Annotated in this window: 22 protein-coding genes and 2 pseudogenes; 14 read left to right on the top strand and 10 right to left on the bottom strand. The window is 69.9% G+C overall.

What is annotated here, in order from left to right; genetic code table 11:
- Window positions 1-2 precede the first annotated feature (2 nt).
- Window positions 3-1,085: an iron-sulfur cluster carrier protein ApbC gene (gene apbC / locus LK409_RS01635; RefSeq protein WP_010927667.1), complete on the bottom strand. Its 1,083-nt coding sequence runs from the start codon at window positions 1,083-1,085 to the stop codon at window positions 3-5.
- Window positions 1,086-1,183: 98 nt separating this feature from the next.
- Between apbC and LK409_RS01630 the strand changes: the two genes are divergently transcribed.
- Both LK409_RS01630 and metG read left to right on the top strand, forming a co-directional pair.
- Window positions 1,184-1,456: a hypothetical protein gene (locus LK409_RS01630; RefSeq protein ID WP_010927666.1), complete on the top strand. Its 273-nt coding sequence runs from the start codon at window positions 1,184-1,186 to the stop codon at window positions 1,454-1,456.
- A 249-nt stretch (window positions 1,457-1,705) separates the two neighbouring features.
- Window positions 1,706-3,784, top strand: coding sequence for a methionine--tRNA ligase (gene metG, locus LK409_RS01625; protein WP_003808372.1), 2,079 nt, complete (start codon window positions 1,706-1,708; stop codon window positions 3,782-3,784).
- A 37-nt stretch (window positions 3,785-3,821) separates the two neighbouring features.
- Here the strand turns inward: metG and LK409_RS01620 are convergent, their stop codons facing one another.
- The 3 genes from LK409_RS01620 to LK409_RS01610 form a co-directional block, all read right to left on the bottom strand.
- Window positions 3,822-4,541 (bottom strand): sulfurtransferase, encoded by a 720-nt coding sequence (locus LK409_RS01620; protein WP_010927665.1) that lies wholly within the window; start codon window positions 4,539-4,541, stop codon window positions 3,822-3,824.
- A gap of 60 nt (window positions 4,542-4,601) precedes the next feature.
- Complete coding sequence (locus LK409_RS01615) at window positions 4,602-5,417, bottom strand: META and DUF4377 domain-containing protein (protein ID WP_003808369.1); 816 nt, start codon at window positions 5,415-5,417, stop codon at window positions 4,602-4,604.
- A gap of 91 nt (window positions 5,418-5,508) precedes the next feature.
- Window positions 5,509-6,036: an META domain-containing protein gene (locus LK409_RS01610; RefSeq protein WP_003808367.1), complete on the bottom strand. Its 528-nt coding sequence runs from the start codon at window positions 6,034-6,036 to the stop codon at window positions 5,509-5,511.
- Between the two features lie 312 nt (window positions 6,037-6,348).
- Between LK409_RS01610 and LK409_RS01605 the strand changes: the two genes are divergently transcribed.
- The gene (locus LK409_RS01605) at window positions 6,349-7,158 is read left to right on the top strand and encodes a response regulator transcription factor (protein ID WP_041937107.1); all 810 of its coding nucleotides are present in this window, start codon (window positions 6,349-6,351) and stop codon (window positions 7,156-7,158) included.
- On the opposite strand, the gene LK409_RS01600 is transcribed toward LK409_RS01605, so the two are convergent.
- From LK409_RS01600 to rocD, 3 genes are all read right to left on the bottom strand, one after another.
- Window positions 7,155-8,105, bottom strand: a complete 951-nt coding sequence (locus LK409_RS01600) for an IS481 family transposase (protein ID WP_010927371.1) — start codon at window positions 8,103-8,105, stop codon at window positions 7,155-7,157. The two genes, LK409_RS01605 and LK409_RS01600, sit on opposite strands and share 4 nt — an antisense overlap.
- Before the next feature lie 106 nt (window positions 8,106-8,211).
- Window positions 8,212-9,156, bottom strand: a complete 945-nt coding sequence (rocF, locus tag LK409_RS01595; RefSeq protein WP_010927662.1) for an arginase — start codon at window positions 9,154-9,156, stop codon at window positions 8,212-8,214.
- On the bottom strand, window positions 9,153-10,394 hold the full coding sequence (gene rocD, locus LK409_RS01590) for an ornithine--oxo-acid transaminase (RefSeq protein ID WP_003816336.1): 1,242 nt from the start codon (window positions 10,392-10,394) through the stop codon (window positions 9,153-9,155). The genes rocF and rocD overlap by 4 nt, the downstream gene beginning before the upstream one ends.
- A gap of 153 nt (window positions 10,395-10,547) precedes the next feature.
- Here rocD and LK409_RS01585 point away from each other — a divergent pair, with 153 nt between their 5' ends.
- From LK409_RS01585 to LK409_RS22620, 6 genes and pseudogenes are all read left to right on the top strand, one after another.
- Window positions 10,548-10,976, top strand: coding sequence for an Lrp/AsnC family transcriptional regulator (locus LK409_RS01585; protein WP_041937106.1), 429 nt, complete (start codon window positions 10,548-10,550; stop codon window positions 10,974-10,976).
- Window positions 10,973-13,065, top strand: a pseudogene (locus LK409_RS01580) (TonB-dependent receptor family protein). Before LK409_RS01585 ends, LK409_RS01580 begins: the two are co-directional and overlap by 4 nt.
- A gap of 67 nt (window positions 13,066-13,132) precedes the next feature.
- A complete protein-coding gene (locus LK409_RS01575) occupies window positions 13,133-13,486 on the top strand; it encodes a DUF6152 family protein (protein ID WP_003808351.1) in 354 nt (117 codons plus the stop codon).
- Between the two features lie 15 nt (window positions 13,487-13,501).
- Complete coding sequence (locus LK409_RS01570; RefSeq protein ID WP_010927660.1) at window positions 13,502-13,981, top strand: hypothetical protein; 480 nt, start codon at window positions 13,502-13,504, stop codon at window positions 13,979-13,981.
- 151 nt (window positions 13,982-14,132) lie between these two features.
- Complete coding sequence (locus tag LK409_RS01565; RefSeq protein ID WP_003808346.1) at window positions 14,133-14,432, top strand: DUF4148 domain-containing protein; 300 nt, start codon at window positions 14,133-14,135, stop codon at window positions 14,430-14,432.
- Window positions 14,433-14,477: 45 nt separating this feature from the next.
- Window positions 14,478-14,600 carry a hypothetical protein gene (locus LK409_RS22620; protein ID WP_003808344.1) on the top strand — a complete coding sequence of 41 codons (123 nt, stop codon included), beginning with the start codon at window positions 14,478-14,480 and terminating at the stop codon, window positions 14,598-14,600.
- Between the two features lie 101 nt (window positions 14,601-14,701).
- On the opposite strand, the gene LK409_RS01560 is transcribed toward LK409_RS22620, so the two are convergent.
- A complete protein-coding gene (locus LK409_RS01560) occupies window positions 14,702-15,283 on the bottom strand; it encodes a CGNR zinc finger domain-containing protein (protein ID WP_033446719.1) in 582 nt (193 codons plus the stop codon).
- Between the two features lie 87 nt (window positions 15,284-15,370).
- Here LK409_RS01560 and LK409_RS01555 point away from each other — a divergent pair, with 87 nt between their 5' ends.
- From LK409_RS01555 to modC, 4 genes are all read left to right on the top strand, one after another.
- On the top strand, window positions 15,371-16,255 hold the full coding sequence (locus LK409_RS01555; protein ID WP_010925959.1) for an alpha/beta fold hydrolase: 885 nt from the start codon (window positions 15,371-15,373) through the stop codon (window positions 16,253-16,255).
- 135 nt (window positions 16,256-16,390) lie between these two features.
- Complete coding sequence (gene modA, locus LK409_RS01550; RefSeq protein ID WP_003808340.1) at window positions 16,391-17,146, top strand: molybdate ABC transporter substrate-binding protein; 756 nt, start codon at window positions 16,391-16,393, stop codon at window positions 17,144-17,146.
- Window positions 17,147-17,167: 21 nt separating this feature from the next.
- Window positions 17,168-17,848, top strand: coding sequence for a molybdate ABC transporter permease subunit (modB, locus tag LK409_RS01545; RefSeq protein WP_010927658.1), 681 nt, complete (start codon window positions 17,168-17,170; stop codon window positions 17,846-17,848).
- Window positions 17,849-17,859: 11 nt separating this feature from the next.
- Window positions 17,860-18,969: a molybdenum ABC transporter ATP-binding protein gene (modC, locus tag LK409_RS01540; protein ID WP_010925958.1), complete on the top strand. Its 1,110-nt coding sequence runs from the start codon at window positions 17,860-17,862 to the stop codon at window positions 18,967-18,969.
- Window positions 18,970-18,975: 6 nt separating this feature from the next.
- Here modC and LK409_RS01535 read toward each other — a convergent pair.
- Window positions 18,976-20,550: pseudogene (locus LK409_RS01535) on the bottom strand (phospholipase D family protein).
- 353 nt (window positions 20,551-20,903) lie between these two features.
- Here LK409_RS01535 and LK409_RS01530 point away from each other — a divergent pair.
- Window positions 20,904-23,858, top strand: a complete 2,955-nt coding sequence (locus LK409_RS01530; protein ID WP_010927657.1) for a BB0821 family autotransporter — start codon at window positions 20,904-20,906, stop codon at window positions 23,856-23,858.
- 7 nt (window positions 23,859-23,865) lie between these two features.
- On the opposite strand, the gene LK409_RS01525 is transcribed toward LK409_RS01530, so the two are convergent.
- Window positions 23,866-25,278, bottom strand: coding sequence for a DUF1254 domain-containing protein (locus LK409_RS01525; RefSeq protein ID WP_010927656.1), 1,413 nt, complete (start codon window positions 25,276-25,278; stop codon window positions 23,866-23,868).
- Window positions 25,279-25,441 lie beyond the last annotated feature (163 nt).

Raw genomic sequence — 25,441 nt, 5'->3', positions numbered from 1 at the left:
CGTCAGGCGGGCCGGACCACCACGGCGGGCAGCTTGCCCGCCATGTCGCGCGGCAGGGCCGCAATGCGCGCCGCCACCCGGCGGGCGATGTCGCGATAGATGCCGGCAACCTCGCCATCCGGCTCGGCCGCCACGGTGGGGTTGCCGGCGTCGGTCTGCTCGCGGATGGCGCGCTGCAGCGGCAGGCTGCCCAGCCAGGGCACCTCGTACTGCTCGGCCACGCGGCGGCCCCCGCCTGCGCCGAAAATGTGCTCGGCATGGCCGCATTGGGGGCATATGTGCACCGCCATGTTCTCGACCACGCCGAGGATGGGCACATGCACCTTCTGGAACATGCGCAGGCCCTTGCGCGCATCGAGCAGCGCGATGTCCTGCGGGGTGGTGACGATGACCGCGCCCGCGACCGGGACTTTCTGCGCCAGGGTCAGCGCGATGTCGCCGGTGCCCGGCGGCATGTCGACGACCAGGTAATCGAGGTCGCGCCAGTTGGTCTGGCGCAGCAATTGCTCCAGGGCCTGGGTGACCATCGGGCCGCGCCAGATCGCCGGCGCGTCGGCGTCGATGAGCAGGCCGATGGAATTGGCCTGCAGGCCGTGCCCGACCAGGGGCTCCATGGTCTTGTTGTCGCGGCTTTCGGGACGGCCGGCCAGGCCCAGCATGGCGGGCACGCTGGGGCCGTAGATGTCGGCATCGAGCAGGCCGGCCCGCGCGCCCTCGGCCGCCAGCGCCAGGTTGACCGCCGTGGTGCTTTTGCCCACGCCGCCCTTGCCCGACGCCACGGCGATGATGTTGCGCACCTGCGGCAAGGGCTTGAGGCCAGGCTGCACCGCGTGCGCGATGACGTTCCAGGTAACCGCGACGCGCACCGCGCCCAGGCCCGCGGCGGCCAGCGCGGCGCCGGCCAGCGCGCGCACGGAATCGGCCACGCCGCCGGCCGGATAGCCCAGCTCTATCGTGAGGGCGGCCGGGTCCGCGGCCAGATGGATGTCACGATCTTTTACACAAACATTCAGCTCCAGGCCGGTCTGCGGATCGGCAACGCCCGCCAACGCGCCGCGGATTTGTTCTATCGTTATACTCATCACACTATGGTTCCCAGGGTCATCGCGCCATTACGCGAGCCGTTACTCGAAGGATAGCGGATACGCGGGAACCTTTAGCCTGGTTTTACATCCATATCTACATGGTCAATACACTGTTCCGCTTTTTCAGCGCCGCGCTATTTGCCCTCCTCGGCCTCATCGGGATGATGATGGCCCTGGTGTTCATGGCCTCCACGGCCATCGCGGTGGGCGTGCTGTACCTGGTCGCCAAGGTACGCGGCAAGCCGTTCGGCGTGCGCGCCTACTGGAGCCAGCGCCAGGCCGCCCGGCCGGGTCCGTTCCAGGCCGCCAGCGCCCCGTTCGGCCAGCCACGCGGCGACGTCATCGACGTCGAAGCCCGCGAAATGCGCTGACGCCGGCGTCCCGCCGGCCCCTGCAGCGCCGCCGTGGCACGGCCTGGCGGCGCGTTTTCATGCCTGAGCCCCCCGTCATGCCCAGCCGGCCTGGCCCGGCCTGAGGCCAGCCCGCGCACGCCGCCCCCCGGCACGGGCCATACCTTCCCCCCTCCAGTCGAGCGCCGGCGCGGCCGCGCCCGGGCGCCCGCGCGGAAAGGCCCTAAAATAGCCGGCTTGTCCGTTCCTTCCCCCTGAGCCTCCTACGACATGTCACGCACGCTCTTCGTCACCACTGCCCTGCCCTACGCCAACGGATCGTTCCACATCGGCCACATCATGGAGTACATCCAGGCCGACATCTGGGTCCGTTCGATGCGCATGGCGGGCCACACGGTGCATTTCGTGGGTGCCGACGACGCGCACGGCGCGCCGATCATGCTCAAGGCCGAAAAGGAAGGCATCACGCCGCAGGCGCTGGTGGCCCGCTACGCCGCCGAGCGGCCGCGCTACCTGGACGGCTTCCATATCCGCTTCGACCACTGGCACAGCACCGATACGCCCGAGAACGTGGCGCTCTCGCAGGAAATCTATCGCGCGCTCAAGAGCGAGGGACTGATCGAGACGCGCTCGATCGAGCAGTTCTACGACCCGGTCAAGGGCATGTTCCTGGCCGACCGCTACATCAAGGGCGAATGCCCGCGCTGCCACGCCAAGGACCAGTACGGCGATTCGTGTGAAGTGTGCGGCGCCGTGTATGCGCCCACCGAGCTGATCAACCCCTATTCGGCCCTGACCGGCGCCGCGCCGGTACTGAAGTCGTCCGATCACTTCTTCTTCAAGCTGTCCGATCCGCGCTGCGTCGAGTTCCTGCAGCAATGGACCACCGGCGCCAACCGCCAGGGCGTCAAGCACCTGCAGGCCGAAGTGCAGGCCAAGACGCGCGAATGGCTGGGCGGCGACGACGGCGAGGCCAAGCTGGGCGACTGGGATATCTCGCGCGACGCCCCCTATTTCGGCATCGAGATTCCCGACGCGCCGGGCAAGTATTTCTATGTCTGGCTGGACGCGCCGGTGGGCTACCTGGCCTCGCTGAAATCCTATTGCGCGGCCAAGGGCCTGGACTTCGACGCGCTGCTCGACCCGGCCGGCCCGACCGAGCAGGTGCACTTCATCGGCAAGGACATCATTTACTTCCACGCGCTGTTCTGGCCGGCGATGCTGAAGTTCGCCGGGCGCAAGACGCCCGACCAGCTGAATGTGCACGGTTTCATCACCGTCAGCGGCGAGAAGATGTCCAAGAGCCGCGGCACCGGCATCTCGCCGCTGCGCTACCTGGAAATCGGCATGGACGCTGAATGGCTGCGCTACTACATGGCGGCCAAGCTGAACGCGCGCGTCGAGGACATGGACTTCAACCCCGAAGACTTCGTGGCGCGCGTCAACAGCGACCTGGTGGGCAAGTACGTCAACATCGCCAGCCGCGCCGCCGCCTTCATTACCCGCCACTTCGACGGCGAACTGGCGTACGACGGCGACACGGACGCGCTGGCGGCCGAGTTCGCGCAGCAGGCCGAATCGATCCGCGCCGCCTTCGAGGCGCGCGAGTACAACCGCGCGGTGCGCGAAATCATGGCCCATGCCGACCGCATCAACCAGGCGTTCGACGCGGCGCAGCCCTGGGTGATGGCCAAGGGCATCGGCGCCGCCGACGCGGCCACGCGCGCCCGCCTGCAGGACATCTGCTCGCGCGCGCTGGCCGGCTTCAAGGCCCTGTCGGTGATGCTGGCGCCGGTGCTGCCCGCGCTGGCCAGCCGCGTGGCGCGCGAGCTGTTCGGCGCGAACGCCGACTTCGCCTGGGGCGACGCGCAACAGCTGCCCCAGCGGGTGGCGCCGTTCAAGCACCTGATGCAGCGCGTCGATCCCAAGCTGCTGGACGACCTGTTCGAGCCGCCCGCCGCCGAAGCCAGCGCGCCGGCCGCCCTGCCGGGCGGCGAGGCCCTGGCCGACACCATCACCATCGACGACTTCGCCAAGATCGACCTGCGCATCGCGCGCATCGTCAATTGCGAAGAAGTGGAAGGCTCGACCAAGCTGCTGCGCCTGACCCTGGACGTGGGCGAGGGACGCCATCGCAATGTGTTCTCGGGCATCAAGTCGGCCTACCAGCCGCAGGACCTGGTCGGCAAGCTGACGGTGCTGGTGGCCAACCTGGCGCCGCGCAAGATGAAGTTCGGCGTGTCCGAGGGCATGGTGCTGGCCGCCAGCCACGCCGACGAGAAGGCCGAACCCGGGATCTACGTGCTCGAACCCTGGCCGGGCGCCCAGCCCGGCATGCGGGTGCGCTGAGCGCGCCGCCGCCGGCCCGCCACGCGGGCCGGCCGTTTCAGGCCTGCGGCGCCAGCGCCGCGTCGAGCGCGACGCGCTCGTCGAATACGAAGCAGGCGCCGTCGAAGCCGGCGCCATCGGTCTCTTCGAAGTATTTCAGGATGCCGCCTTCGAGCTGGTAGACATGCTCGATGCCGGCCTCGGCCATGTAGATGGCCGCCTTTTCGCAGCGGATGCCGCCCATGCAGAAGCTGACCACCGTCTTGCCCGCCAGCGCGGCCTGGTTGTCGCGCACCGCCTGCGGGAACTGCGTGAAACGCTCGATGCGCCAGTCCAGCGCGCCGCGAAACGTCCCCACCTCCACCTCGAACGCATTGCGCGTATCCAGCATCACCAGCTCGCGGCCCTGGGCCAGCCAGCGCCGCAGCGTCGCGGCGTCGACCGCGGGCGCGCGCCCCGCTTCGGGCCGGATGGCCGGGTGGTCCATGCGAATGATCTCGCGCTTTACCTTGACCAGCAGCTTGCGAAACGGCATGCGCGCGGATTCGCTGTACTTGGCCTGCAGGTCGGCAAAGCGCGCGTCGGCGCGCAGCCAGCGCAGAAAGCCTTCGATAGCGTCGGCCGCCCCGGCCAGGAACAGATTGATGCCCTCCGGCGCCAGCAGCACCGTGCCCTTGAGCTGGCGCTGGCCGGCCTGTTCGAGCATGGGCTCGCGCAGGTCGGCCGGGTTGGCGATGCTGACGAATTTATAGGCGGCGATATTGACGACGGCGGTCATGGCGGAAAAGCACGAACGAAGGAAAAACAGGGCGTAATAGTAAACCGCCCCGCCAAGGCGCTACGGCGCGGGGGCTGGACGCGGCGCCGCCACGCGCTGCTCGACCACGTGGTCGAGCACCCAGCGCACCCCCGACGCGTCGGCCGGCGGATTGGGGTCGCGCACTTCCACCACGCGCAGCCGGTATTCGATGCCGGGCTGGAAGGCGAAACCGGTGATGTCCCCGTACCACAGCTGCCAGGGCTGGGAGGCGCTGTCGCGCACCTGGTAGCACTGGGCCCGGCCCGCGCCGGCGCTGCAAGGCGCCTTGCTCGACGCGACGTACACCAGCTTGGCCGCGCCGGGCTGGCCACCGGCCAGCGGATCGGCGCGGCGCGCGAAGTCCAGCACGTCGCCCGAGCGCAGCGCCAGCGTCAGCCGCTGCGGCCGCGTGTCATGGTCGAGCCGGCTGGCGGTCACGGCGGTGAGGCCGGCCAGGTAATCCTGCTCCAGGCGGGCCAGGTCGGCGTTCGCGCAGGCCATGCGGGTGCTCACCGGCGGCGCGGTGACGATCAGCAGGCCGTTGGCGATGGTGTACTGGCCCGAGTAATTGTTGCAGCCGGCAAAGCCGGCCAGCCGGGCGGCGCCGCGCTGGTGCGTGAACGACAGCGTGATCGGCGCCGTCTTGCCGGCGCCGCCATGCGGAACCGGCCGCAGCGCGCCGCCGGGGCGGGTCCAGCGGGCCAGCTCCCAATTGGTCTGGGCCAGCATGTCGCTGTGCCGCTCGGGCGCCTGCGCCCGGCTGGCGCCGCCGCCGGCCGGATCGGCAGCGCAGGCGGCCAGGGCCAGCAAGAGGGAAAAAGACAGCGCCACGCGCCCCGGCGAGATTGCGGACATGACAGGACTCCTAGGAACCGGCGGCCCAGCCGGGCCGCGCCACGGGAGCGATTTTAGGGCCTGCCCGCGCGGCACGCGCCCGCGCCGCGGCTTATTCCGGCGTGGGAGGATCCTGGCGGCGCATGAAATCCAGCACGTCGCCGCCCTGCACGTTGAACGTCAGGTGGCGCGGGGCGCCGCCGCTGTCCAGCGTGAACGAGCGGATCTGCGCCAGCGCGCGCAGATAGTCGGCTTCGAGCCGGGCGCGCTCGGGCTGCGGGCAGGCCATGCGGGTACTGGCCGGCGCGGTGATCTGCAGCTTGCCGTCGCGCAGCCGGTAGGCGCCCGTGTAGCGGTTGCAGCCGGCAAAGCCGCTGACCCGGTACTGCTTGCCCTGCGCGAAAAAGGTCAGGAAGATCGGCTCGCCGTTGTCGCCGTGGGGAATGACCCGGTAGCCGCCATCGGCCTTGGTCCAGCGCACCAGCTCCCAGGTCGTCTGGGCGAAGGAATCGGCGCTGGTGGCGGCGTTGGCGGCCGCGGCGCCTTCGGCCTGCGCCTGGCCGGTGTTGCTGGCGCAGCCGGCCAGGACGGCGCCCAATGCCGCAACCAGGCAGGCGCGCGTGAACGGGCGGATCGGCATGAGGGGGGTCTCCGGGCTTATCTCACAACCGTTACTGTAACCGCCCGTGCGCCCCATTCGGCCCCCCTTTGCCCGGCCGCTTGGTAAGCAGGCTATACGCGGCGGCACGGGCGCTGCGTGGCGGCCACGCACGGGAGCATCCCGCGTGCAGGGATGTTTTGAAATATATATTCACAAATGAAAACATGCATGTTTAAATGCAACATTGGTGCCGCGTCCCGGCGCGGGTTGCGCGCGTGCGGCTTGACGGCGCCGCCGGTGCGCCACGCCTTTCCGCGCGCCCGGCCTTCAGTCGATTCGGAAGCACCACTCATGAACAGTACGCTCGATGTCATCTTTCTGGTCAGAGACGATGCCGCGCACCAAAAACAGCTGGAACACCTTGCCTATCTCGGCTTCAAGATCCGAGCCTGCACGGAGCTGATCGAGGTCTACGACAACTGCGCGGCGCACGCCTGCCCCCTGGTGATACTGAGCGCGCCGCTTGCCGACATCCATATCGCCGCGGCGCGGCTGCGCGCCATCGACCGGCGGGTGGGGATCATCGCGATGGAAGCGTTCGCCGACAGCGAAAGCCGTATCCGCACCCTGCTGTGCGGCGCCGACGCGTGCCTGCCCACGGACGTCAGCGGACTGGAGCTGGCGGCCGTGCTGCAGGCCCTGCTGCGCCGCATCGTCGCGCTGGCGCCTCTGCCCGAGACCGCCGAGCTTGCGCGCGGCTCCGAGCCGGGCATCGACCTGGGCATGGAGGCGCTCGCCCTGGAGCCGGCCATGGCGCCGCCCGACAGCAAATGGCATTTGACCAACCAGGGATGGACGCTGGTCAGCCCGGGCGGGAGCACGCTGGGCCTGACCACGGGCGAGCGCGAGTTCCTGTCGCGCCTGATGCGCGCGCCCGAGCGCAAGATCAGCCGCGAGGCGCTGATCGCCGACGACCTGTCCGCCCCCGGCGCAGCGGACCAGGGCGCGCAACGCAGCCGTTTCGTGGACGTGATGATCAGCCGTTTGCGCCGCAAGGCGGCGCATCACCAGATGCCCCTGCCGATCCGCGCCCTGCATGGCTGGGGCTATATGTTCGCCGCCGAAGTGGCCGACGAGGCCGGCGCGCGCGGCAGGCACTAGCTGTCGATTCTCAATAGGTTATTCACATCTGGGATACGCGTGATGGGTGGCTGATGTCCGAGAGCGGAGTGTGGCCGACACCAGTTGTAGCGGTCAATGAAGGGCTGCAAGGCAGCCTGTCGTTCGGCTGAGCTCGTGTAGGGCCTGGCGTATGCCCACTCCCGTAAGCAGGTCTGCACGAGGCGCTCGGCCTTGCCGTTGGTCTTGGGGGTGTAGGGGCGGGTGCGGATGTGACGGATTCCCAGCTCCACGCACACCGCCCGAAAGGTCCTGGAGACGTAGCCGCTGCCGTTGTCGGTCATCACGCGGTCGATGCGCACGCCCAGACTGGCGTAGTAGGCGGTGGCTTGGTGCAGGAACTCAGCGCACTGATCGCCGCCCTCATCGTCGAGGATGCGAGCAAAGGACACGCGCGAGAAGTCATCGATGGCCAGGTGCACAGCGTCCCAGCCAATGCCGCGGTTGCGGTTCTGGGCCCGATCGCCGGTGATGCGATGGCCCACGCCCCGGATGCGGCCCAGCCGCTTGGTGTCGATGTGCAGCAGCTCGCCTGGGCTGGCGCGTTCATAGCGGCGCACCGGCGCCGGCGGCTCCAGCGAGGCGAGTCGACTCAGGCCGATGCGTTCCATATACCGCGCCACGGTGGCCAGGCTGCGGCCGGCTTCACGCGCGATGCGCCACAGCGGCAGACGCTGGCGGCGCTGCTGGGCGAAGTGCTCAACCTGCTCGGGCGCACAGGCCTTCGGGCTGCGGTGCGGGCGAGAACTGCGGTCAAGCAGGCCGTCCAGACCTTCGCTTCGGAAGCGGGCAAGCCACTTGTAACCGGTGCGCAGGCTCACCCCTGCCGCCTGGCTGGCCTGCCTCATCGTCCAGTTCTGTTGCATCACCCTGTTAACAAGAAGGGCTCGACCTAGGCGGGTCAATCGCGCATGCTTATGGTTGTTCATCCAGTGTCCTGCCCTGAGTTGCGATGGCGTGGTAACCACAGCATCCCAGGTCCGGCCTGGATGAACAACCTATTGAGACATCACAACTAGCGGCCGGCGCGCACGTTCAGGCGCTGCCGGGGCGCCGGCGCATCAGGGTGGATTTGCCGAACAGGCTTTCGACCAGGTCCACCGCGACCTGGGCGGTCTTGTTGTGCACGTCCAGCGCGGGATTGAGTTCGACGATGTCCAGCGAGCGCATCAGGCCGGTGTCGGCGATCATTTCCATGCACAGCTGGGCTTCGCGATAGGTGGGACCGCCGGGCACGGTCGTGCCCACGCCCGGCGCCAGCTCGGGGTCGAGGAAGTCGACGTCGAAGCTGACGTGCAAATGCGTCTGCGGGTCCAGCCCGGCCAGGGCGGCCTCCATCACCGCGCGCATGCCGACCTCGTCGAGATAGCGCATGTCGTAGACCTCCAGCCCGGCGTCGTAGACCAGGTTGCGTTCGCCTTCGTCCACGCTGCGGATGCCGATCTGGCGCACCCAGCCCGGTTCGATGGCCGGCGTGCGGCCGGCCATGCCGGTCAGTGCCGCGGGGCCGTTGCCGCACAGGCAGGCGACCGGCATGCCGTGCACGTTGCCGGTGGGCGTGAGCCGGTTGGTATTGAAGTCGGCGTGCGCGTCCAGCCACAGCACGCGCAGCTTGCGGCCGCTCGCGCGGCAATGGCGCGCCACCGCGCTGATCGAGCCGATGGCCAGGCTGTGGTCGCCGCCCAGCAGGATGGGCAGGCGCTCCTGGCGCAACTCGGCGCTGACGGCGTCGTGCACGAGCTGGTTCCAGCCGATGACTTCGTTGAGGTGCCGGTAGCCGTTGGCCGGCGGGCGCCACGGGTTGGGCGCGCCCTGCAGGTTGCCGCGATCGGTCACTTGCAGGCCGCGCCGCTCGAGCAGGCGCACCAGGCCCGCCACGCGCAGGGCCTCGGGCCCCATGGAAGCGCCGCGCTGGCCCGCGCCGATGTCGGTGGGCGCGCCGATCAGGCTGACCCCGTGGGGGAACGATGCAGCGATCACGATGGACCTCCGGAAGAGCCTGGCGCGGAATGCGCAAGCACGTGCGCCAGTTGCGCGCAGGCCCAGTCTATCTGTTCGCGCGTGACAATCAAGGGCGGCGACAGGCGCAGGGTCTGGCCGTGCGTGTCCTTGACCAGCATGCCGCGCGCCATCAGCCGCTCGCAATAGGCGCGCGCCGGCCCGGCGTCGGGCTCGAGTTCGAGCGCCAGCATCAGGCCGCGGCCGCGCACTTCGCGCACCGGGCCGGGCAGCGCGCGCAGGCGCTGCATGAAATAGGCGCCCTGCTCGCGCGCATTGTCGATCATGCCTTCGTCATGCAGCACCCGCAGCGCGGCGCGCGCAACCGCGCAGGCCAGCGGGTTGCCGCCGAAGGTGCTGCCGTGCTGGCCCGGCTGGAAAATGCCCAGCACCGCCTGGTTCGACAGCACCGCGGACACGGGATAGAAGCCGCCCGACAGGGCCTTGCCGATCAGCGTGACATCGGCCTCGATGCCTTCGTGCGCCTCGGCCAGGAAAGCGCCGGTGCGCCCCAGCCCGGTCTGGATCTCGTCGAGGATGAGCACGATATCGCGTTCGCTGCACAGCTTGCGCACCTGGCGGAAATAGCCCGGCGGCGGCAGGATGACGCCAGCCTCGCCCTGGATGGGTTCGACCAGGAAGGCCACCGTGCGCGGCGTGACGGCAGCCTGCAGCGCGGCGAAGTCGCCGAACGGCACCACCGTGAAGCCCGGCGCGAAAGGCCCGTAGCCGCCGCGCGCATCCGGGTCGGTGGAAAAGCCGACGATGCCCAGCGTGCGGCCGTGGAAGTTGTTGGCGCACACGATGATCTCCGCCTGCCCGGCCGGCACGCCGCGCGCCTCGTAGCCCCATTTGCGCACCGCCTTGAGCGCCGTCTCGACCGCCTCGGCGCCGCTGTTCATGGGCAGCACCTTGTGCGCGCCGGTCAGGCGCGCCAGGTCTTCGTACAGGGGCGCCAGCTGGTCATGGCGGAAGGCCCGCGAGGTCAGCGTCAGCCGCTGCGCCTGCTCGACCATCGCGGCCAGGATGCGCGGATGGCAATGCCCCTGGTTGACCGCCGAGTAGGCGGACAGGCAATCCAGGTAGCGCCGCCCCGCCGTGTCGTACAGCCAGACCCCGCTGCCGCGCGCCAGCACCACATCGAGCGGCTGGTAGTTGTGGGCGCCGAGTTCGTCCTCGATCCGGTCGCGCCGCGTGGCGGCGGGTGCTGGCATGTTCATGGCGGTCTCCTGCGGGATGGTCCTGCCTGGCCTGCAGACCATCTTAGGGAAATGCCCGGCTAGCGAAAAGCCAGAAAAATGGCAATCCTGAGGCAATATGGAGCAGATCGCCAGCTACGGCTGGCGATCTGCCCAAACGGCCTGGAGACTGCCATGGATCATGCGCTCGACGCCCTGGACCGCCGCCTGCTGGCGCTGCTGCGCGCGGACGCCCGCCTGCCCACCGCCACGCTGGCCCGCCAGCTGCACGTGTCGCGCGGAACGGTGCAGAACCGCATGGCGCGGCTCGAGCGCAGCGGCATCGTGGCCGGGTACACGGTGCGCCTGCGCAATGAGGACGAGCACGGCATACGCGCCATCACGCTGATCGAAGTGCGCGGCGCGGCCACCGATGCCGTGGTCGCGGCGCTGCGCCGCATCCCCGAGGCGCTGCAGGTGCATTCCACCAACGGCCGCTGGGACCTGGTGGTGGAGCTGCGCGCCGCCGACCTGCTCGCCTTCGACCGCGTGCTGCGCGACCTGCGCAGCATCGACGGCGTGGCCAACTCGGAAAGCAACCTGCTGTTGACGGCCCACCGATGAACACGCTGCGACGCCTGCGCATCCTGGGCGCCGCCGCCACGCTGGGCGGGCCGGCCGCCGCGCAGGAGGCGCCCGCCATGCTGGAGCCGGTGCGCATCAGCGGCACGCGCACCGGCACCTCGGTGCTCGATACGCCCGCGTCCGTGGACGTGGTCGATGGCCACGAGCTGCGCGCGCGCAACCTGCAGGTCAACCTGTCCGAAGGCTTGGCCGGCGTGCCCGGACTGCAGCTGCAGAACCGCCAGAATTACGCGCAGGACCTGCAGCTGTCGATACGCGGCTTCGGCGCGCGCTCGACCTTCGGCGTGCGCGGCGTGCGGCTGTACGTGGACGGCATCCCGGCCACCATGCCCGACGGCCAGGGCCAGACCTCGAACATCGACATCGGCTCGGCCGGCCGCGTGGAAGTGCTGCGCGGCCCGTTCTCGGCCCTGTACGGCAATTCGTCGGGCGGCGTGGTGCAGGTGTTCACCGAACAGGGCAGCGATCCGCCCGAGGCGACGGGCAGCGCGGCGGCGGGCAGCTTCGGCACCTGGCGCTACGGCGCCAAGCTGCGCGGCGCCAGCGCGGCAGACGGCCTGGATTACGTGCTGGACCTCAATCGCTTCACGACCGAGGGCTATCGCGACCACAGCGCCGCGCGCAAGAACCTGGGCAACGCGCGGCTGGGCCTGCGCATGGACGACGGCAGCCGCCTGACGCTGAGCGCCAACCACGTGGACCTGACCGCGCAGGATCCGCTGGGCCTGACGCGCGAGCAATTCGAGGACGACCCGCGCAGCGCGCCGGTGGCCGAGCGCTTCGATACGCGCAAGACCGTGCGCCAGACCCAGGGCGGCCTGCTGTACGAGCGCGCCTTCGACACGCGCAACGACCTGCGCGTGATGCTGTACTACGGACAACGCCGCACCACGCAATACCAATCCATCCCGGTGGCCGTGCAGCAAAGCCCCACGCAGGCCGGCGGCGTGATCGACCTGGGCCGCGACTACGGCGGCGCCGACCTGCGCTGGACCTCGCGCCAGCAGGTGGCCGGCCTGCCGCTGACCCTGATCGGCGGACTGGCCTATGACACCATGAAGGAGCAGCGCCGCGGCTACGACAACTACACCGGCCCGCCCGCCGCGCCCACCGGCCTGGGCGTCAAGGGCGCGTTGCGGCGCGACGAGACCAACACGGTCTACAACCTGGACCCGTACCTGCAGGCCTCGTGGCAGTTCGCCGAGCGCTGGACGCGGGGCTGCGCTACAGCACGGTGCGCTTCGACTCGGACGATCATTACCAGGCGCCGGGCAACGGCGACGACAGCGGACGCGCCACCTATCGCAAGGCCTTGCCGGTGGCGGCGCTGCGCTATGCGGCCAACGAGAACCTGAGCCTGTACGCCTCGTACGGACGCGGCTTCGAAACGCCCACGCTCAATGAACTGTCGTACCGGCCCGACCAGGCCCCGGGACTGAACTTCGGCCTGCGGCCAGCCGTCAGCACCAACCTGGAGGCCGGCGTCAAATGGCGCACCGGCGCCGGCCTGGTGACCGCCGCGCTATTCCATACGCAAACCGACGACGAAATCGTCTCGGCTGGCAGCCTGGGCGGGCGCGCCACGTACCGCAACGCCGGCCGCACGCGGCGCGACGGCGTGGAGCTGCAATGGAACGGCGAGTTCGCCCGCCACGCGCGCGCGCAGCTGGCCTATACCTGGCTGGACGCGCGCTATCGCGACGACGGTCCGGGCGCCATCCGGGCCGGCAACCGCATCCCGGGCGTGGCGGCGCAGGCGCTTTACGCCGCGCTGTCGTGGGCCCCGCCGCAAGGGTGGCAGGCCGGCATCGAAGCGCGCTACCTGGGCCGCATCGAAGTCAACGACGCCAACAGCGAAGCCGCGCCGGCCTACTTCGTCGCCGCGGCCAGCGCCGGCTACGCCTGGCGCGCCGGCGCCTGGTCGTGGAACGCCTATGCGCGGGTGGACAACCTGTTCGGCCGGCGCTACGCCGGCTCGGTCATCGTCAACGAAGCCAACCAGCGCTATTACGAGCCGGCGCCGGGGCGCAACGGCAGCATCGGCCTGAGCGCCGCCTACACATTCTGAACGGCTTGCCGGCGCACTGCCCGCGGCCCTATAGTGGGCTGGCGTTTTCGCGCGATACGGAGCCCCCATGACGATCCGACACCTGCTCGCCGCCGGCGGCCTGGCGGCCGCGCTGGCCGCGCCGGCCTGGGCCCACCACGGCTGGAGTTCCTACGACGCCGACCAGACCCTCACCATCGAAGCGCCCCTGACCGAAGTGCGCTATCGCAACCCGCACGCCGAAGTCAAAGTGGATTACCAGGGCGCCAGCTGGGAAGTGGTGCTGGCGCCCGTTTCGCGCATGGAGTCGCGCGGCCTGGCCAAGGATGCGCTGGCGGTCGGCAAGACGGTCACCATCGTCGGTTATCCGCGCAAGGACGGCACGCACGAGGTGCGGGCCGAGCGCATCACCGTCGATGGCAAGACCATAGAGCTGCGCTGAAGCGGGCCGGCCGGCATGGATCCGCCTGCCTGGGCCGCGCTGCTCGAAGCCTGCGCGCTGGGCGCGTGGATGCGCGGCTCGTCCTGGGCCTATCCCGCGGCCAACCTGGCCCACCTGCTGGGCCTGGTGCTGCTGGTGGGCGCCATGCTGCTGCTGGACCTGCGGCTGCTGGGACTGGGCCGCCGCTTTGCGCTGGCCGATGTGTCGGCCGTGCTGACGCCGCTGGCCGCGGGCGGACTGCTGCTGCAGCTGGCCAGCGGCGCGCTGCTGTTCAGCGCCGACGCCGCGCCCCTGTCGGGCAACGCGCTGATGCAATACAAGGCGGCGGGCATCGCCCTGGGCGTGGCCAACGCCCTGCTGTTTCGCGCGCTGTGGGGCGCCCGCCTGGCGGGCTGGGACAGCCGCCCGCCGCCCTGGGGCCGCCTGCAGGCGGCCCTGTCGCTGCTGCTGTGGCTGGCGGTCGCCACGCTGGGCAGGCTGATCGCCTACGCCTGAGGCGGCTATCGGCAGGATACGAAAAAACAATGGGCCCATGGCTTGCTTATCTATCTACTAGTAGATAACATGCAGTCCATGAACCACCGCCTTCCGGTGTTTTTATTTCCCTCGTCATCTATTTAGTAGTAGATAACTTTCTGGAGCCATCATGAGAACCTTCACGTCCGCCGCCCTGCTCGCCGCCGCCCTGTTCGGCTTCAACGCCTTTGCCGGCTCCGGCGAGCTGGACTATCCGCCCGCCGGCGCCCAGGGCGGCAGCCTGACGCGCTCGCAGGTGCAACACGAACTGGCGATCGCGCGCGCCGCGGGGCAGCTGGTCTTTGGCGAATCGCAGGAACCCGCGCCCCAGCTGGCCGGCAGCGCCGCCACCCGCGCGCAGGTCCAGGCCGAACTGGCCCAGGCGCGCAATGCGTCGGCCGCGTCCGAGTACGTCGAGACCGGCGCATAACCCCGCCATCGCGGCCCGCCGCCCATCCCTCGCAAGGAGCCCATCATGAAGCAGTTTGCCGTTACCTTGTTGGCCCTGTTCGGCGTCGACGCCCAGGCCAGCGTCGCCGGGCCCCAACGCCTGTTGCCCATCCTGCCCGGCGAACCGACGCGCACTGAGCGGCGCTAGCCAGCGCCGCGACGCGACGTCGGTCTCGCCCCATGACGGCCGCCCCCCCGGGGCGGCCGCGTCCTTTTGCGGTACGCGCCGGCGCCATGCCCGGCCCGGCGTCAGCCGGCGCCCTGCCTGCGGGAACGGAACGCCGCCACCTTCATCCGGTTGCCGCACAAGGCCATGCTGCACCAGCGCCGGCGGTGCGACTTGGTGACATCCAGGAAAACCAGCGTGCAATCGTGCGCCTCGCATCGGCGCACATGCCGCAGCGCATCGCCGGCGAGCAAATCGGCCAGCGCGGCGGCCACCGGTTCGAGCAGGCTGGCGGCGCTGTGGTCGCGCGGGCATTCGGCAAGCGTGTAGCCGCCCTGGCCGTCGTCCCACGCCAGCTTCCTGGCTGGCCGGCCCGCCTCGAGGACTTGGTTCACCAGCGCCGCGTCGCCGCCCTGCCCGGCCTGGGCGGCCCGCACCATGCGCGCCGCCGCCTCGCGCAGCGCGCGGGCCAGTTCGGCCAAACCCGCGGGCGGGCGCGCCAGGCCGGCCGGCACATGTCCCGCCGCCTCGAGCCAGGCGAGGACGCTCTCGTCGTCGCCCAGGCAGTCATGGCTGGCCGGCCCGACGCCGAACGCGCTGTTGATGAAATCCAGCGCCAGGTTGTTGGCGATGAAATGCGGGGGATGCGTGGCAGGCGTCGCCATATTCGTAACTAGTGAATTTGAGATTGACAGGTTACACCGGATCCACGCAACCTTCAAATTCAATTTTCAATGGTTACCAAGGAGGCCATGATGCCTGGCAACGCCGCCCCACGCCCCGTCCACTATCGCCATGAGCAGGTCGGCGACGTGAAGATCTTCTACCGCGAGGCGGGCGACCCCGCCTCGCCCGCCGTGCTGCTGCTGCACGGGTTCGCGGCCTCGTCGTACATGTACCGCGACGTGATCGCGGCGCTGGCCGACGGCTATCGCGTCGTGGCGCCCGACCTGCCGTCCTTCGGCTTCACGGAATCGCCGGCACGGGACGCCTACGCCTATACGTTCGACAACATCACCAGGACCATGGACCGGTTCACCGAACAGCTGAAGCTGGACCGCTATGCGTTGATGGTGCACGACTACGGCGCGCCGGTGGGCTGGCGCCTGGCGAGCGCGCATCCGGACCGCGTCACCGCCCTCGTTTCCCAGAACGGCAACGCCTATGAAGAAGGCCTGGCGCAAGGCTGGGATGCGATCAGGCGATACTGGGCGTCGCCGACGGCCGAGAACCGCGCCGCGTTGCATGGCTTTCCCACCCCTGCGTCGATCAAGTGGCAGTACCTGGAAGGAGTGCCCGACCCCAGCCTGGTCGCCCCGGACGGCTACACGCTGGAAGGGCTGCAGGTATCCCGGCCGGGCAATGCCGAGATCCAGCTGGACCTGCTGCTCGACTACGCGTCCAACGTGCAGCGCTATCCGCAGTTCCAGGCCTATTTCCGCGACAGGCAGCCGCCGCTGCTGGCGGTCTGGGGCAGGAACGATCCGTACTTCCTGCCCGCCGGCGCCGAGGCCTGGAAACGCGACATCCCCGCGGCCGAGGTGCGCTTCTACGACACCGGCCACTTCGCCCTGGAGACGCACGGCGCGGAAATCATCCCGGCGATCCGGGCCTTCCTGGACGCCAAGGTCCGCTAAGCGGGCGGGGCGCGGGCCTGCTTTTGTGGGCGCGACGCATTTCGTTATATATTCCACTACATAACGCTCTGCTGCGCGCTATGCGGGCCTGCCGCGACGGGCGCGCGAACCTTCTCACCACAAAGGCAAAGTTCCATGAAAATCCGTGCCATTCCGACGCTGTGGGCCCTGGCCGCCACCCTGCTTGCCGCCCCCGCGCTCGCCGGCGAGGTGCAGGTGGCGGTCGCCGCCAATTTCACCGCGCCCATGCAGGCGATCGCCAAGGCGTTCGAGGAAGACACCGGCAACCGGGCGGTGGCCTCCTTCGGCGCCACCGGCCAGTTCTACGCGCAGATCAAGAACGGCGCGCCGTTCGAAGTGTTCCTGGCGGCCGACGACAGCACGCCGGCCAAGCTGGACGCCGAGCAGGAAACCGTGCCCGGCTCGCGCTTCACCTACGCGACCGGCGCGCTGGCGCTGTGGTCGGCGCGCGCCGGCTATGTCGACGACCAGGGCGCCGTGCTCAAGCAAGGCGATTTCAAGCACCTGTCCATCGCCAACCCGAAGACCGCGCCATACGGCCTGGCCGCCACCCAGGTGCTGGCCAAGCTGGGCCTGGCCGACAAGCTGGCGCCGCGCATCGTCGAAGGGCAGAGCATCTCGCAGGCGTACCAGTTCGTCGCCAGCAGCAATGCCGAGCTGGGCTTCGTGGCCCTCTCGCAGATCTACAAGGATGGCAAGCTGACCGGCGGCTCGGCCTGGATCGTGCCGGCCTCGATGCACGAGCCGATCCGCCAGGACGCCGTCATCCTGAAGAAAGGCCAGGACAACGCCACCGCGCGCGCCTTCGTCGAGTACCTGAAGTCGCCCCGTTCCGCGGCTATCATCAAGTCCTTCGGCTATCAGCTGTAACCCCTTGCAGGAGTCCCGCCCTTGTCGCTGACCAGCGCCGACTGGGCCGCCATCTGGCTGACGATAGAACTGGCCTCGCTGACCACGCTACTGCTGCTGGTGATCGGCACGCCCATCGCCTGGTGGCTGGCGCGCACGCGCTCGCGCCTGAAGGGGCCGGTGGGCGCCATCGTGGCGCTGCCGCTGGTGCTGCCCCCCACGGTGATCGGCTTCTACCTGCTGGTGGCGATGGGACCCAACGGCTATGTGGGGCAACTGACCCAGAGCCTGGGGCTGGGCACGCTGCCGTTCACCTTCGCCGGGCTGGTGGTGGGCTCGGTGTTCTACTCCATGCCGTTCGTGGTGCAGCCGCTGCACAACGCCTTCGAGGCCATCGGCCGCCGTCCGCTGGAGGCCGCCGCGACCCTGCGCGCCGGCCCGTGGGACCGGTTCGTCTCGGTAGCCCTGCCGCTGGCGCGGCCCGGCTTCGTGACCGCCGGCATCCTGGACTTTGCCCACACGGTGGGCGAGTTCGGCGTGGTGCTGATGATAGGCGGCAACATCCCGGGCAAGACCCGTGTCGTATCGGTGCAGATTTTCGACCACGTCGAGGCGCTGGAATATGCGCAGGCGCATTGGCTGGCCGGCGGCATGGTCGTGTTCTCGTTCATCATCCTGCTGTTGCTGTACTCGCGCCGCCAGCGCGCCACGGCGGCACTCTGAGCGCATACCGCATGCCATCCGATTTCCCGCCGGGCCAGGCCGGCATCCACGCCCGCTTCCGGGTGGACTATCCCGAGTTCTCCCTCGATGTCGATCTGCGGCTGCCCGGCCGCGGCGTCACGGCGCTGTTCGGCCAGTCGGGCTCGGGCAAGACCACCTGCCTGCGCTGCATGGCCGGGCTGGCCCCGGTCAGCGACGGTTACCTCGACATCAACGGCGAGGTGTGGCTGGACAGCGCGGCGCGCCGCGCCGTACCCACGCACAAGCGCGCGCTGGGCTATGTATTCCAGGAAGCCAGCCTGTTCGAACACCTGGACGTGCTGGCCAACCTGCGCTACGGCATGAAGCGCGTGCCGCCCGCGCTGCGCCGCGTCGACCTGGAGCAGGCCACCGGGCTGCTGGGCATCGGCCACCTGCTGGCGCGCATGCCGGCCGGCCTGTCGGGCGGCGAACGCCAGCGCGTGGGCATCGCCCGCGCGCTGCTGACCAGCCCGCGCCTGCTGCTGATGGACGAGCCGCTGGCGGCGCTGGACGTGCAGCGCAAGCGCGAAATCCTGCCCTACCTGGAGCGCCTGCACGACGAACTGGACATCCCGGTGATCTACGTCAGCCATTCGCCCGACGAAGTGGCGCGGCTGGCCGATCACCTGGTGCTGCTGGAGCAGGGCCGCGCGGTGGCCAGCGGCCCGCTGGACGCGCTGCTGACGCGGCTGGACCTGCCCATGGCGATGACCGACGACGCCTCGGTCGTGGTGACCGGCGAGGCCGCCGGTTTCGACCCCGGCTATGCCTTGCTGACGCTGCAGCTGCCCGGCGGGCGGGCGCGGCTGCGCTTCGTGCACCAGGCCGCGCCGGCCGGCCAGCGCCTGCGCGTGGTGGTGCATGCGCGCGATGTCAGCCTGGCGCTGCAGCAGCCGCGCGAGGGCAGCATCCTGAACGTGCTGGCGGTGCGCGTGCTGGAGATGGCGCCGGCGGCCAACCCGGCCCATGTCATGGTGCGCCTGGACGCCGACGGCACGCCGCTGCTGGCGCGCATCACCCGCTACTCGCGCGACCGGCTGGCGCTGGCGCCCGGGATGCAGGCCTGGGCGCAGATCAAGGCCGTGTCGCTGCTGGCCTGAGCGCGCCTACAGCAGCGGCTCGAGCGGCAGCAGCGAGAACAGCCACACGCTGAAGCGCCGCCACAGGCTGACGCCCGGCTCGCTGTCGTGCCGCACGGTGGCGCCGTCGCGCTGTTCCAGCCAGTACAGGCTGCCGTCGTCGTCCAGGCGCACCTCGTAAGTGGCGGCGGGAATATCCTGGTCGAACGTGGCGGCGATGTGGCGCGCCATGTCGGGGCTTTCGATCACGAAGCCCAGTTCGGTGTTGAGATTGGCCGAGCGCGGATCGAAGTTGAACGAGCCTATGAAGACGCGCTCGCCGTCGACGCCGAAGGTCTTGGCGTGCAGGCTGGACCCGGAGCTGCCGAATCGGCCCCTGCCCTGCGGCTTGGGCCCGGCGTAGCTGCGCCGCATTTCGTAAAGCCGCACGCCCGCCTGCAGCAGCGCCTTGCGGCGCTTGGCGTAGCCGGAATGCACCACGGCCACGTCGGTCGCTTCCAGCGCATTGGTGAGCACGCGCACCTGCGCGCCGCCCCGGGCCAGCGCGGCGAACGCCTGCGTGCCGGCCTCGGTAGGCACGAAATACGGCGACACCAGGTCGAGCGTGCGGCGCGGCTCGCCCAGGATGTTCCTGAGCTGCTGCGTCAGCAGGCCGGCCGGCGGCGCCTTGCCCAGGCCCTTGGCCGGATCGTCGCTGACCATGCGGGCCGGCGCCCATTGCAGCGGCAGGCGGCCGGCCATCAATTCGCGGATGAAGGGCAACTCGCGCAGCGCGCTCATGTAGTCGCCGGCGGCCGGGTCCTGTTCGATGCGCGCGGCGCGCTCGGCCAGGGCGCGCAGTGTCTGCGCGCCCGGCGCGGGCAGCAGCGGGCCGGCCGGCCAGGCGGACTCGCTGGCCCAGTAGGCGTCGAACTCGGCGGACACATCGCCCACCACCGGCCCCACCGCCAGCACGTCCAGGTCGGCGAACAGCACGCCGTCGGTCGCGCCGAAGTACTCGTCGCCGATATTGCGCCCGCCGATGATGGTGGCCTAGTTGTCGACGGTGAATGATTTGTTGTGCATGCGCCGGTTCAGGCGCGAGAAATCCGTCAGGTAGCCCAGCGCCTTGAACGAGCGCGTGGGAAACGGATTGAACAGCCGCACTTCGGCGTTGGGATGCGCGTCCAGCGCGGCCAGCGCGTCGTCCAGGCCGGAGATGCCGTTGTCGTCGAGCAGCAGCCGCGCCCGCACGCCGCGCTCGGCGGCCGCGTGCAGGGCCTGCAGCAACAGGGTGCCGGTCATGTCGTTGCGCCAGATGTAGTACTGCACATCCAGCGTGCGGGTGGCCGCGCGCGCCAGCAGCATGCGCGCGGCGAAGGCGTCCTGCGCATCGCCCAGCGCATGGAAACCGCTGAGCCCGGGATGGGCGTCGGCCAGATCGCCGATGCCCTGGCCCAGTGGCGTGGCGCGCGCCTGCGAGGCATCCAGGGCGTGCGAGGCGGTGCGGTCGACGGGCGGCGGCAAGGTACAGGCTCCCAGCAGGATGGCACAGCCGGCCAACGCCAACAGCGCGGCCGCCCGCGCGCGGACAGCTCGGATGCGCGAGAGTAGACGGGGCATGGAACTCCGGAGGGCCTTGAAACGGGGTCGGACGCGGCTGGGCCGGCCGACGCAGGCCACGATTATGCAAAAGATCCCCGGCGGGGGAAAGCGCGGCGCTGGCGGGCGCGCCGGGCGCCTGGTGGATACATAGGGACGCAAAATTCAAATACAGATACGCAATAAAGCGCAACAATCCATGCTGGCGCCGGCCCGTCCGCGGACGCGCCGTCCTGAGCTCCTCAAGCTGGTCGCTGGTCCCCGCGCCCCGCATCCGCGGCGCGCCAATCCGCCGGTAGCGTTTCTGGTCTGCGCCGGCATGCGTTGGGGGTATCGCCATGGCAGCAAGCAAGAGACTGGCAGCGGGCGCAAGCATGCTGCGCCACCTGGGATGGCTAGCGGCGTGCTGCGCCGCTTCGGCATATGCCGCCGATTATCCGGGGCTGACCTTGAACCCGGGCGACGACTTCACGCTGCAGGGCAACGACACCGTCAACGGCGCCACCGCCGTGCGCATGAGCAGCGCCACGCTGAATTTCGGCGCCGGCCCGATCACCGTCAACGCGACAGGCACTGGCATCTTCGCCACCAACGGCGCGGGCGCGCTCATCAATTTCCTGCCGAGCAGCGTCGTCACGCTGAACGTCACATCGCCCACCGCCGGCGTGGGCATCCTGACTTCGTCCAGTTCGAACACAGCCATCGATCTGCAGGCGGACTCCTCGTTGACCATCAACGCTTACCAGGGCATCAACCTCGCGCATACGCCGCGGGCCGCCCCCAACCGCCTGAGCATCGGCGACGGCGCGACCCTGCGCGTCAATGCCAGCGGCACCGGCATGGCGCCCAAGGGCCTGCTGATCAACAACAACAATTCGGTCGTCGTGGCCAGCGGCGGCACGCTGGGCCTGGGCACGAGCGGCGGACGCTATGCGCGGGCGCTGGAATCGTCCATCAGCCTGACCTACCCGGACGCAGCGGCCGACAAGTTCACCGCGGCGCCGGGCTCGAACCTGAACCTGAGCACCACGGGCCAGGACTCCGACGCCTTCTACATGCTGGGCGTGGGCGAGGCGCTGATGCAGGGCAATACCGACATCCATACGACCGGCGCCAACAGCACGGGCTTCTATCTGTATCGCTATGGCGCGCCGACCAGCCATCTGCTGGTTGCGCCGCACGCCGGCGGCCACGCCACCATCCTGACCGAGGGGCAAGGCAGCCATGGACTGTGGGCGATCAACGGCTCGCAGGCGGAGTTCGCCAACGCCAGCCTGCAGACGCGCGGCGACGAGGCCGCCGGCCTGTACGCTTTGACCACCATCGGCGAGACGACCACGCAAGTGCGGGCGGCCGACACCGCCATCGCCACCGCCGGCGCGCAAAGCTATGGCGTGCTCGCGCAAGGCTACGGCACCGATGTGGCGCTGACCCGCGGCACGGTCGCCACCAGCGGCGCGCAGGCGCACGCCGTGGTGGTGGCCGGCGAATCGAGGTTCTCGGCCGACGGCACGGCGATACAGGCGCAGGGCGACGGCGCCATGGCCTTGCTGATGTCCAGCGACCGCGATGCGCAGACCGCCACCGTCAGCGGCGGCAGCCTGCGCGGCAGCGCCATCGGCATCGAGGGCGGCACCGCGCGCGTCGAACTGGACGGCACGGCCGTCGACGGCGCGACCAACTGGCTGCACGTGGCCGACTCGGGCGCCCTGGCGGTCCTGCGCGACGTCACCGTGCCCGGGCGCGATCCGAGCCAGACCGACGCGCCCGCCTTTCCCGCCATCCTGCATGGCACGCGCGCCGCCGGCATCGCCGCCACGGCCACGGTCGTGGCGCGCAATGCCGACCTGACCGGCGCGGCCATCACCGAGCCGGGCAACACCTCGCACGTCACGCTGATCGACACCACCTGGCACATGACGGGCAGCTCGACCATCACCAACCTGGTCAACGATCCCAGCCTGATCGACTTCGCGGCGCCGCAAGGCGGCGCCTACAAGACACTGACCGTGGGCAACTACAGCGGCGACGGCACCATCGCCCTGAACACCTACCTGGGCGCGGACGACTCCCCGTCGGACAAGCTGGTGATCGATGGCGGCACCGCCAGCGGCAGCAGCAAGCTGCGCATCAAGAATACCGGCGGCCCGGGCGCGGCGACCCAGGCGCAGGGCATCCTGGTGGTCGACACCCGCAACGGCGGCACCACGACGGCGACCGCGTTCTCGCTGTCCGAACCCGTGGTGGTGGGCGCCTACGACTACCAGTTGTACCGGGGCGCGCAGACACCCGAGCAGGAACAGAACTGGTACCTGCGCTCGGCCATCCTGCCGCCCGTGGACCCGACCAACCCGGACCAGCCGGGCGAGCCCATCCCCACCTATCGTCCGGAGACCCCGGGCGCGGTCATGGCGCCCGAAGTGGCGCGCCAGGTCGGCGCGCGCATGCTCGATACCTTCCATGACCGGATGGGCGACCAATACGCCCTGCTGAACTCGGCGCAACGCAAGGCCGGCTGGGGCCGGGTGATCGGCCAGCGCCTGACGCAACGCTGGGATGGCGACGTGGAGCCGCGCTTCAAGGGCAACATCTGGATCGCGCAGGCCGGCGCCGACATGCTCGAGCGCGATCGCGACGACGGCCTGAGCGACCGCCTCGGGCTGTTCAGCGCCTATGGGCAGGCCGACGGCCGCGTGGATGGCTTCGTGCAGGGCGAGCACGGCAAGCAGGCCGGCAAGCTGCGCGTCGAAGCCTATGGCCTGGGCCTTTACTGGACGCGGCTCAAGCACACCAACTGGTACTGGGACAATGTGCTGATGGGCAATTACTACACGGGGCGCTCGCGCTCGGACCGAGGAGTGGCCGCCTCGCTCGAGGGCTGGGGCTTCACGGCCTCGTCCGAAGCCGGTTATTCGTTCTTTCCGCGCCACGACATCATGCTGCAGCCACAGGCGCAACTGGTCTACCAGTACACCTCGCTGGACAATACGCACGACGCCTACTCGACCATCCGCTACCACGGCGGCGGCGCGCTGACCGGCCGCATCGGCCTGCTGCTGCAGGGCAACGCCGACCAGCCGGAGAGGATCCGCCCCTACGCGCGCATCAATCTCTGGCACCGCTTCAGCCACGGCGAATCGGTCTCGTTCGGGCCGAGCGATTCGATCCGCACCGAGTACGGGTCGACTTCGATGGACCTGCGCATCGGCCTGGCCGCGCCGCTGAACCGCCAGACCGAGCTGTACGCCTCGGCGGGCTACGGCTTCGACCTGGACGGCAACCAGCGCCAGGCTTACTACGGCAACATCGGCGTGCGCTATTCGTGGTGAGGCGCCCCTAGCGCGCCGGCACCAGCGCCGGCATGACCCAGGCGCCGTCGCGCAGCGCCGGCTGGGGGCCATAGAAGCGCGCCACCACGACGAACGGCCCGGCCGGCGTGGGCAACCAGTTGGGCGCATGCGCGCGCGCCGGCGCGTCGTGCTGCAGATACACCGTCAGCGAACCGTCGCGGCCGCGCTTGATGCCCTTGGTGCGGCTGCCGATGGCATAGCGGTCGATGGGGTTTTCGGCCAGGCCGCGCGCGGGCAAGGCGTACACGCTGATCGACCAGAAGAACCGCACCGGCGGCTGGCGGCCGGGCGCGAAGCGCAGCTCGTAGGCCCGCGCGCCATCGAGCGGCCTGCCCTGCGCGTCTTCGCCGATGGTCAGGTAGATGGCTTCGTCGGCCGTGTTGCCGTAGATGCCGACAGCCGCCGCGACGGCGCGCTTGAGATAGTCGCCGCCCAGTTGCTCGCGCGAACCGTACAGGCTGGCCGGCGTGGCCGGAGCCGCGGCGTGGCGGGCGCCCTGCTCGATGGCCTGCTGGGCATCGACGATGCCGGCGTCCATGGCGCGGCGCGTGGCCGCGTCCAGCCTGGCCGGTTCGAAGTCGCGGCCGGGCGCGATGCCGATGCGCGCGAAGCGCGCCATCATGTCGGCTTCGGACTCCGGCTGCGGCTGCGTATGGGCCAGCAACTGGTTCAGATAGGCGATGAAACCGATGGAACTGGCGCGCTGCTCGTTCCAGGGCAGCCAATCGACCGGCGGCGCGCCGGCCGGCGCAGCCGTGCCGGTGTAGGCGCTGAGCGGCCGCAGGCCATAGCGCGCCTGCAGCGCGTGCACGGCCTTGATGTCGGCCGGGCCGTTCAGCGCGGTGCGGCCGAGCACGGCGACGAAATCGGTGTCGGCGCGCACCACCTGCGTGATGCCCTTGGGCACGGGGCCGGTCCAGCCCGGGCCGGCGATCAGGTAATGCCCCGACCCGAAACCCGTGGCGCGCGTGCCCAGGTAGGCCAGGTTGTAGGTGTACATATCCACCAGCTGGAACGCGTTGTAGCGCGATTTCGGCACCGCCGGCAGCGACAGCACCCAGGGCTCGGCGCGCAGGTCGAGCCAGGCGCGCGAGTACAGCGTGTCGACGTTGGAGGTGGCTACGTCGACGCTTTGCGGCGTGTATGGCTCGGCGCGATGCTGGAACACGCCGAAGCCGCCCAGGTAGGCGGGCGAGGCCGTATCGATGGCCTGCTCGTACATGGAGCGGTAGTGGTACAGCATCGGGTAGGCATAGATGTAGGCCTCGCGCGCCGTGTTGCGCGCCTGCCCGGGATCCTGCGCGCCGGGCGCCGCGCACCCGGCCAGCACCGCCAGGGCCGCCGCGCCGGCCAGCGCCCGCGCCCGTTCCCACACTTGTCGCCACGTCGCCTTGCCCATGCCGTACTCCCGTCCCGGAGAATGCCGCCCGCGCCGGACCGCCCCGCGCCGCACTAGCGTCGCACAACGGCGGCGCGTTTGCCATACGGGACTAGCAGCGATCCGTCGGCGGACGGACTAGGCCGGCATCGGGCGCGCGGACTAATGCGGATGGACGATTGCG

Source organism: Bordetella parapertussis (assembly GCF_020735925.1).
GTDB lineage: Bacteria > Pseudomonadota > Gammaproteobacteria > Burkholderiales > Burkholderiaceae_B > Bordetella > Bordetella pertussis.
This window is presented reverse-complemented; position numbering and strand designations above follow the sequence as displayed.

Excerpts from the sequence above, each read along its gene's own strand:
- LK409_RS01630 (WP_010927666.1), top strand. The coding sequence starts at position 1,184 with ATGGTCAATACACTGTTCCGCTTTTTCAGCGCCGCGCTATTTGCCCTC.
- metG (WP_003808372.1), top strand. The coding sequence starts at position 1,706 with ATGTCACGCACGCTCTTCGTCACCACTGCCCTGCCCTACGCCAACGGA.
- LK409_RS01620 (WP_010927665.1), bottom strand. The coding sequence starts at position 4,541 with ATGACCGCCGTCGTCAATATCGCCGCCTATAAATTCGTCAGCATCGCC.
- LK409_RS01615 (WP_003808369.1), bottom strand. The coding sequence starts at position 5,417 with ATGTCCGCAATCTCGCCGGGGCGCGTGGCGCTGTCTTTTTCCCTCTTG.
- LK409_RS01610 (WP_003808367.1), bottom strand. The coding sequence starts at position 6,036 with ATGCCGATCCGCCCGTTCACGCGCGCCTGCCTGGTTGCGGCATTGGGC.
- LK409_RS01605 (WP_041937107.1), top strand. The coding sequence starts at position 6,349 with ATGAACAGTACGCTCGATGTCATCTTTCTGGTCAGAGACGATGCCGCG.
- LK409_RS01600 (WP_010927371.1), bottom strand. The coding sequence starts at position 8,105 with ATGAACAACCATAAGCATGCGCGATTGACCCGCCTAGGTCGAGCCCTT.
- rocD (WP_003816336.1), bottom strand. The coding sequence starts at position 10,394 with ATGAACATGCCAGCACCCGCCGCCACGCGGCGCGACCGGATCGAGGAC.
- LK409_RS01585 (WP_041937106.1), top strand. The coding sequence starts at position 10,548 with ATGGATCATGCGCTCGACGCCCTGGACCGCCGCCTGCTGGCGCTGCTG.
- LK409_RS01575 (WP_003808351.1), top strand. The coding sequence starts at position 13,133 with ATGACGATCCGACACCTGCTCGCCGCCGGCGGCCTGGCGGCCGCGCTG.
- LK409_RS01570 (WP_010927660.1), top strand. The coding sequence starts at position 13,502 with ATGGATCCGCCTGCCTGGGCCGCGCTGCTCGAAGCCTGCGCGCTGGGC.
- LK409_RS01565 (WP_003808346.1), top strand. The coding sequence starts at position 14,133 with ATGAGAACCTTCACGTCCGCCGCCCTGCTCGCCGCCGCCCTGTTCGGC.
- LK409_RS22620 (WP_003808344.1), top strand. The coding sequence starts at position 14,478 with ATGAAGCAGTTTGCCGTTACCTTGTTGGCCCTGTTCGGCGTCGACGCC.
- LK409_RS01560 (WP_033446719.1), bottom strand. The coding sequence starts at position 15,283 with ATGGCGACGCCTGCCACGCATCCCCCGCATTTCATCGCCAACAACCTG.
- LK409_RS01555 (WP_010925959.1), top strand. The coding sequence starts at position 15,371 with ATGATGCCTGGCAACGCCGCCCCACGCCCCGTCCACTATCGCCATGAG.
- modA (WP_003808340.1), top strand. The coding sequence starts at position 16,391 with ATGAAAATCCGTGCCATTCCGACGCTGTGGGCCCTGGCCGCCACCCTG.
- modC (WP_010925958.1), top strand. The coding sequence starts at position 17,860 with ATGCCATCCGATTTCCCGCCGGGCCAGGCCGGCATCCACGCCCGCTTC.
- LK409_RS01530 (WP_010927657.1), top strand. The coding sequence starts at position 20,904 with ATGCTGCGCCACCTGGGATGGCTAGCGGCGTGCTGCGCCGCTTCGGCA.
- LK409_RS01525 (WP_010927656.1), bottom strand. The coding sequence starts at position 25,278 with ATGGGCAAGGCGACGTGGCGACAAGTGTGGGAACGGGCGCGGGCGCTG.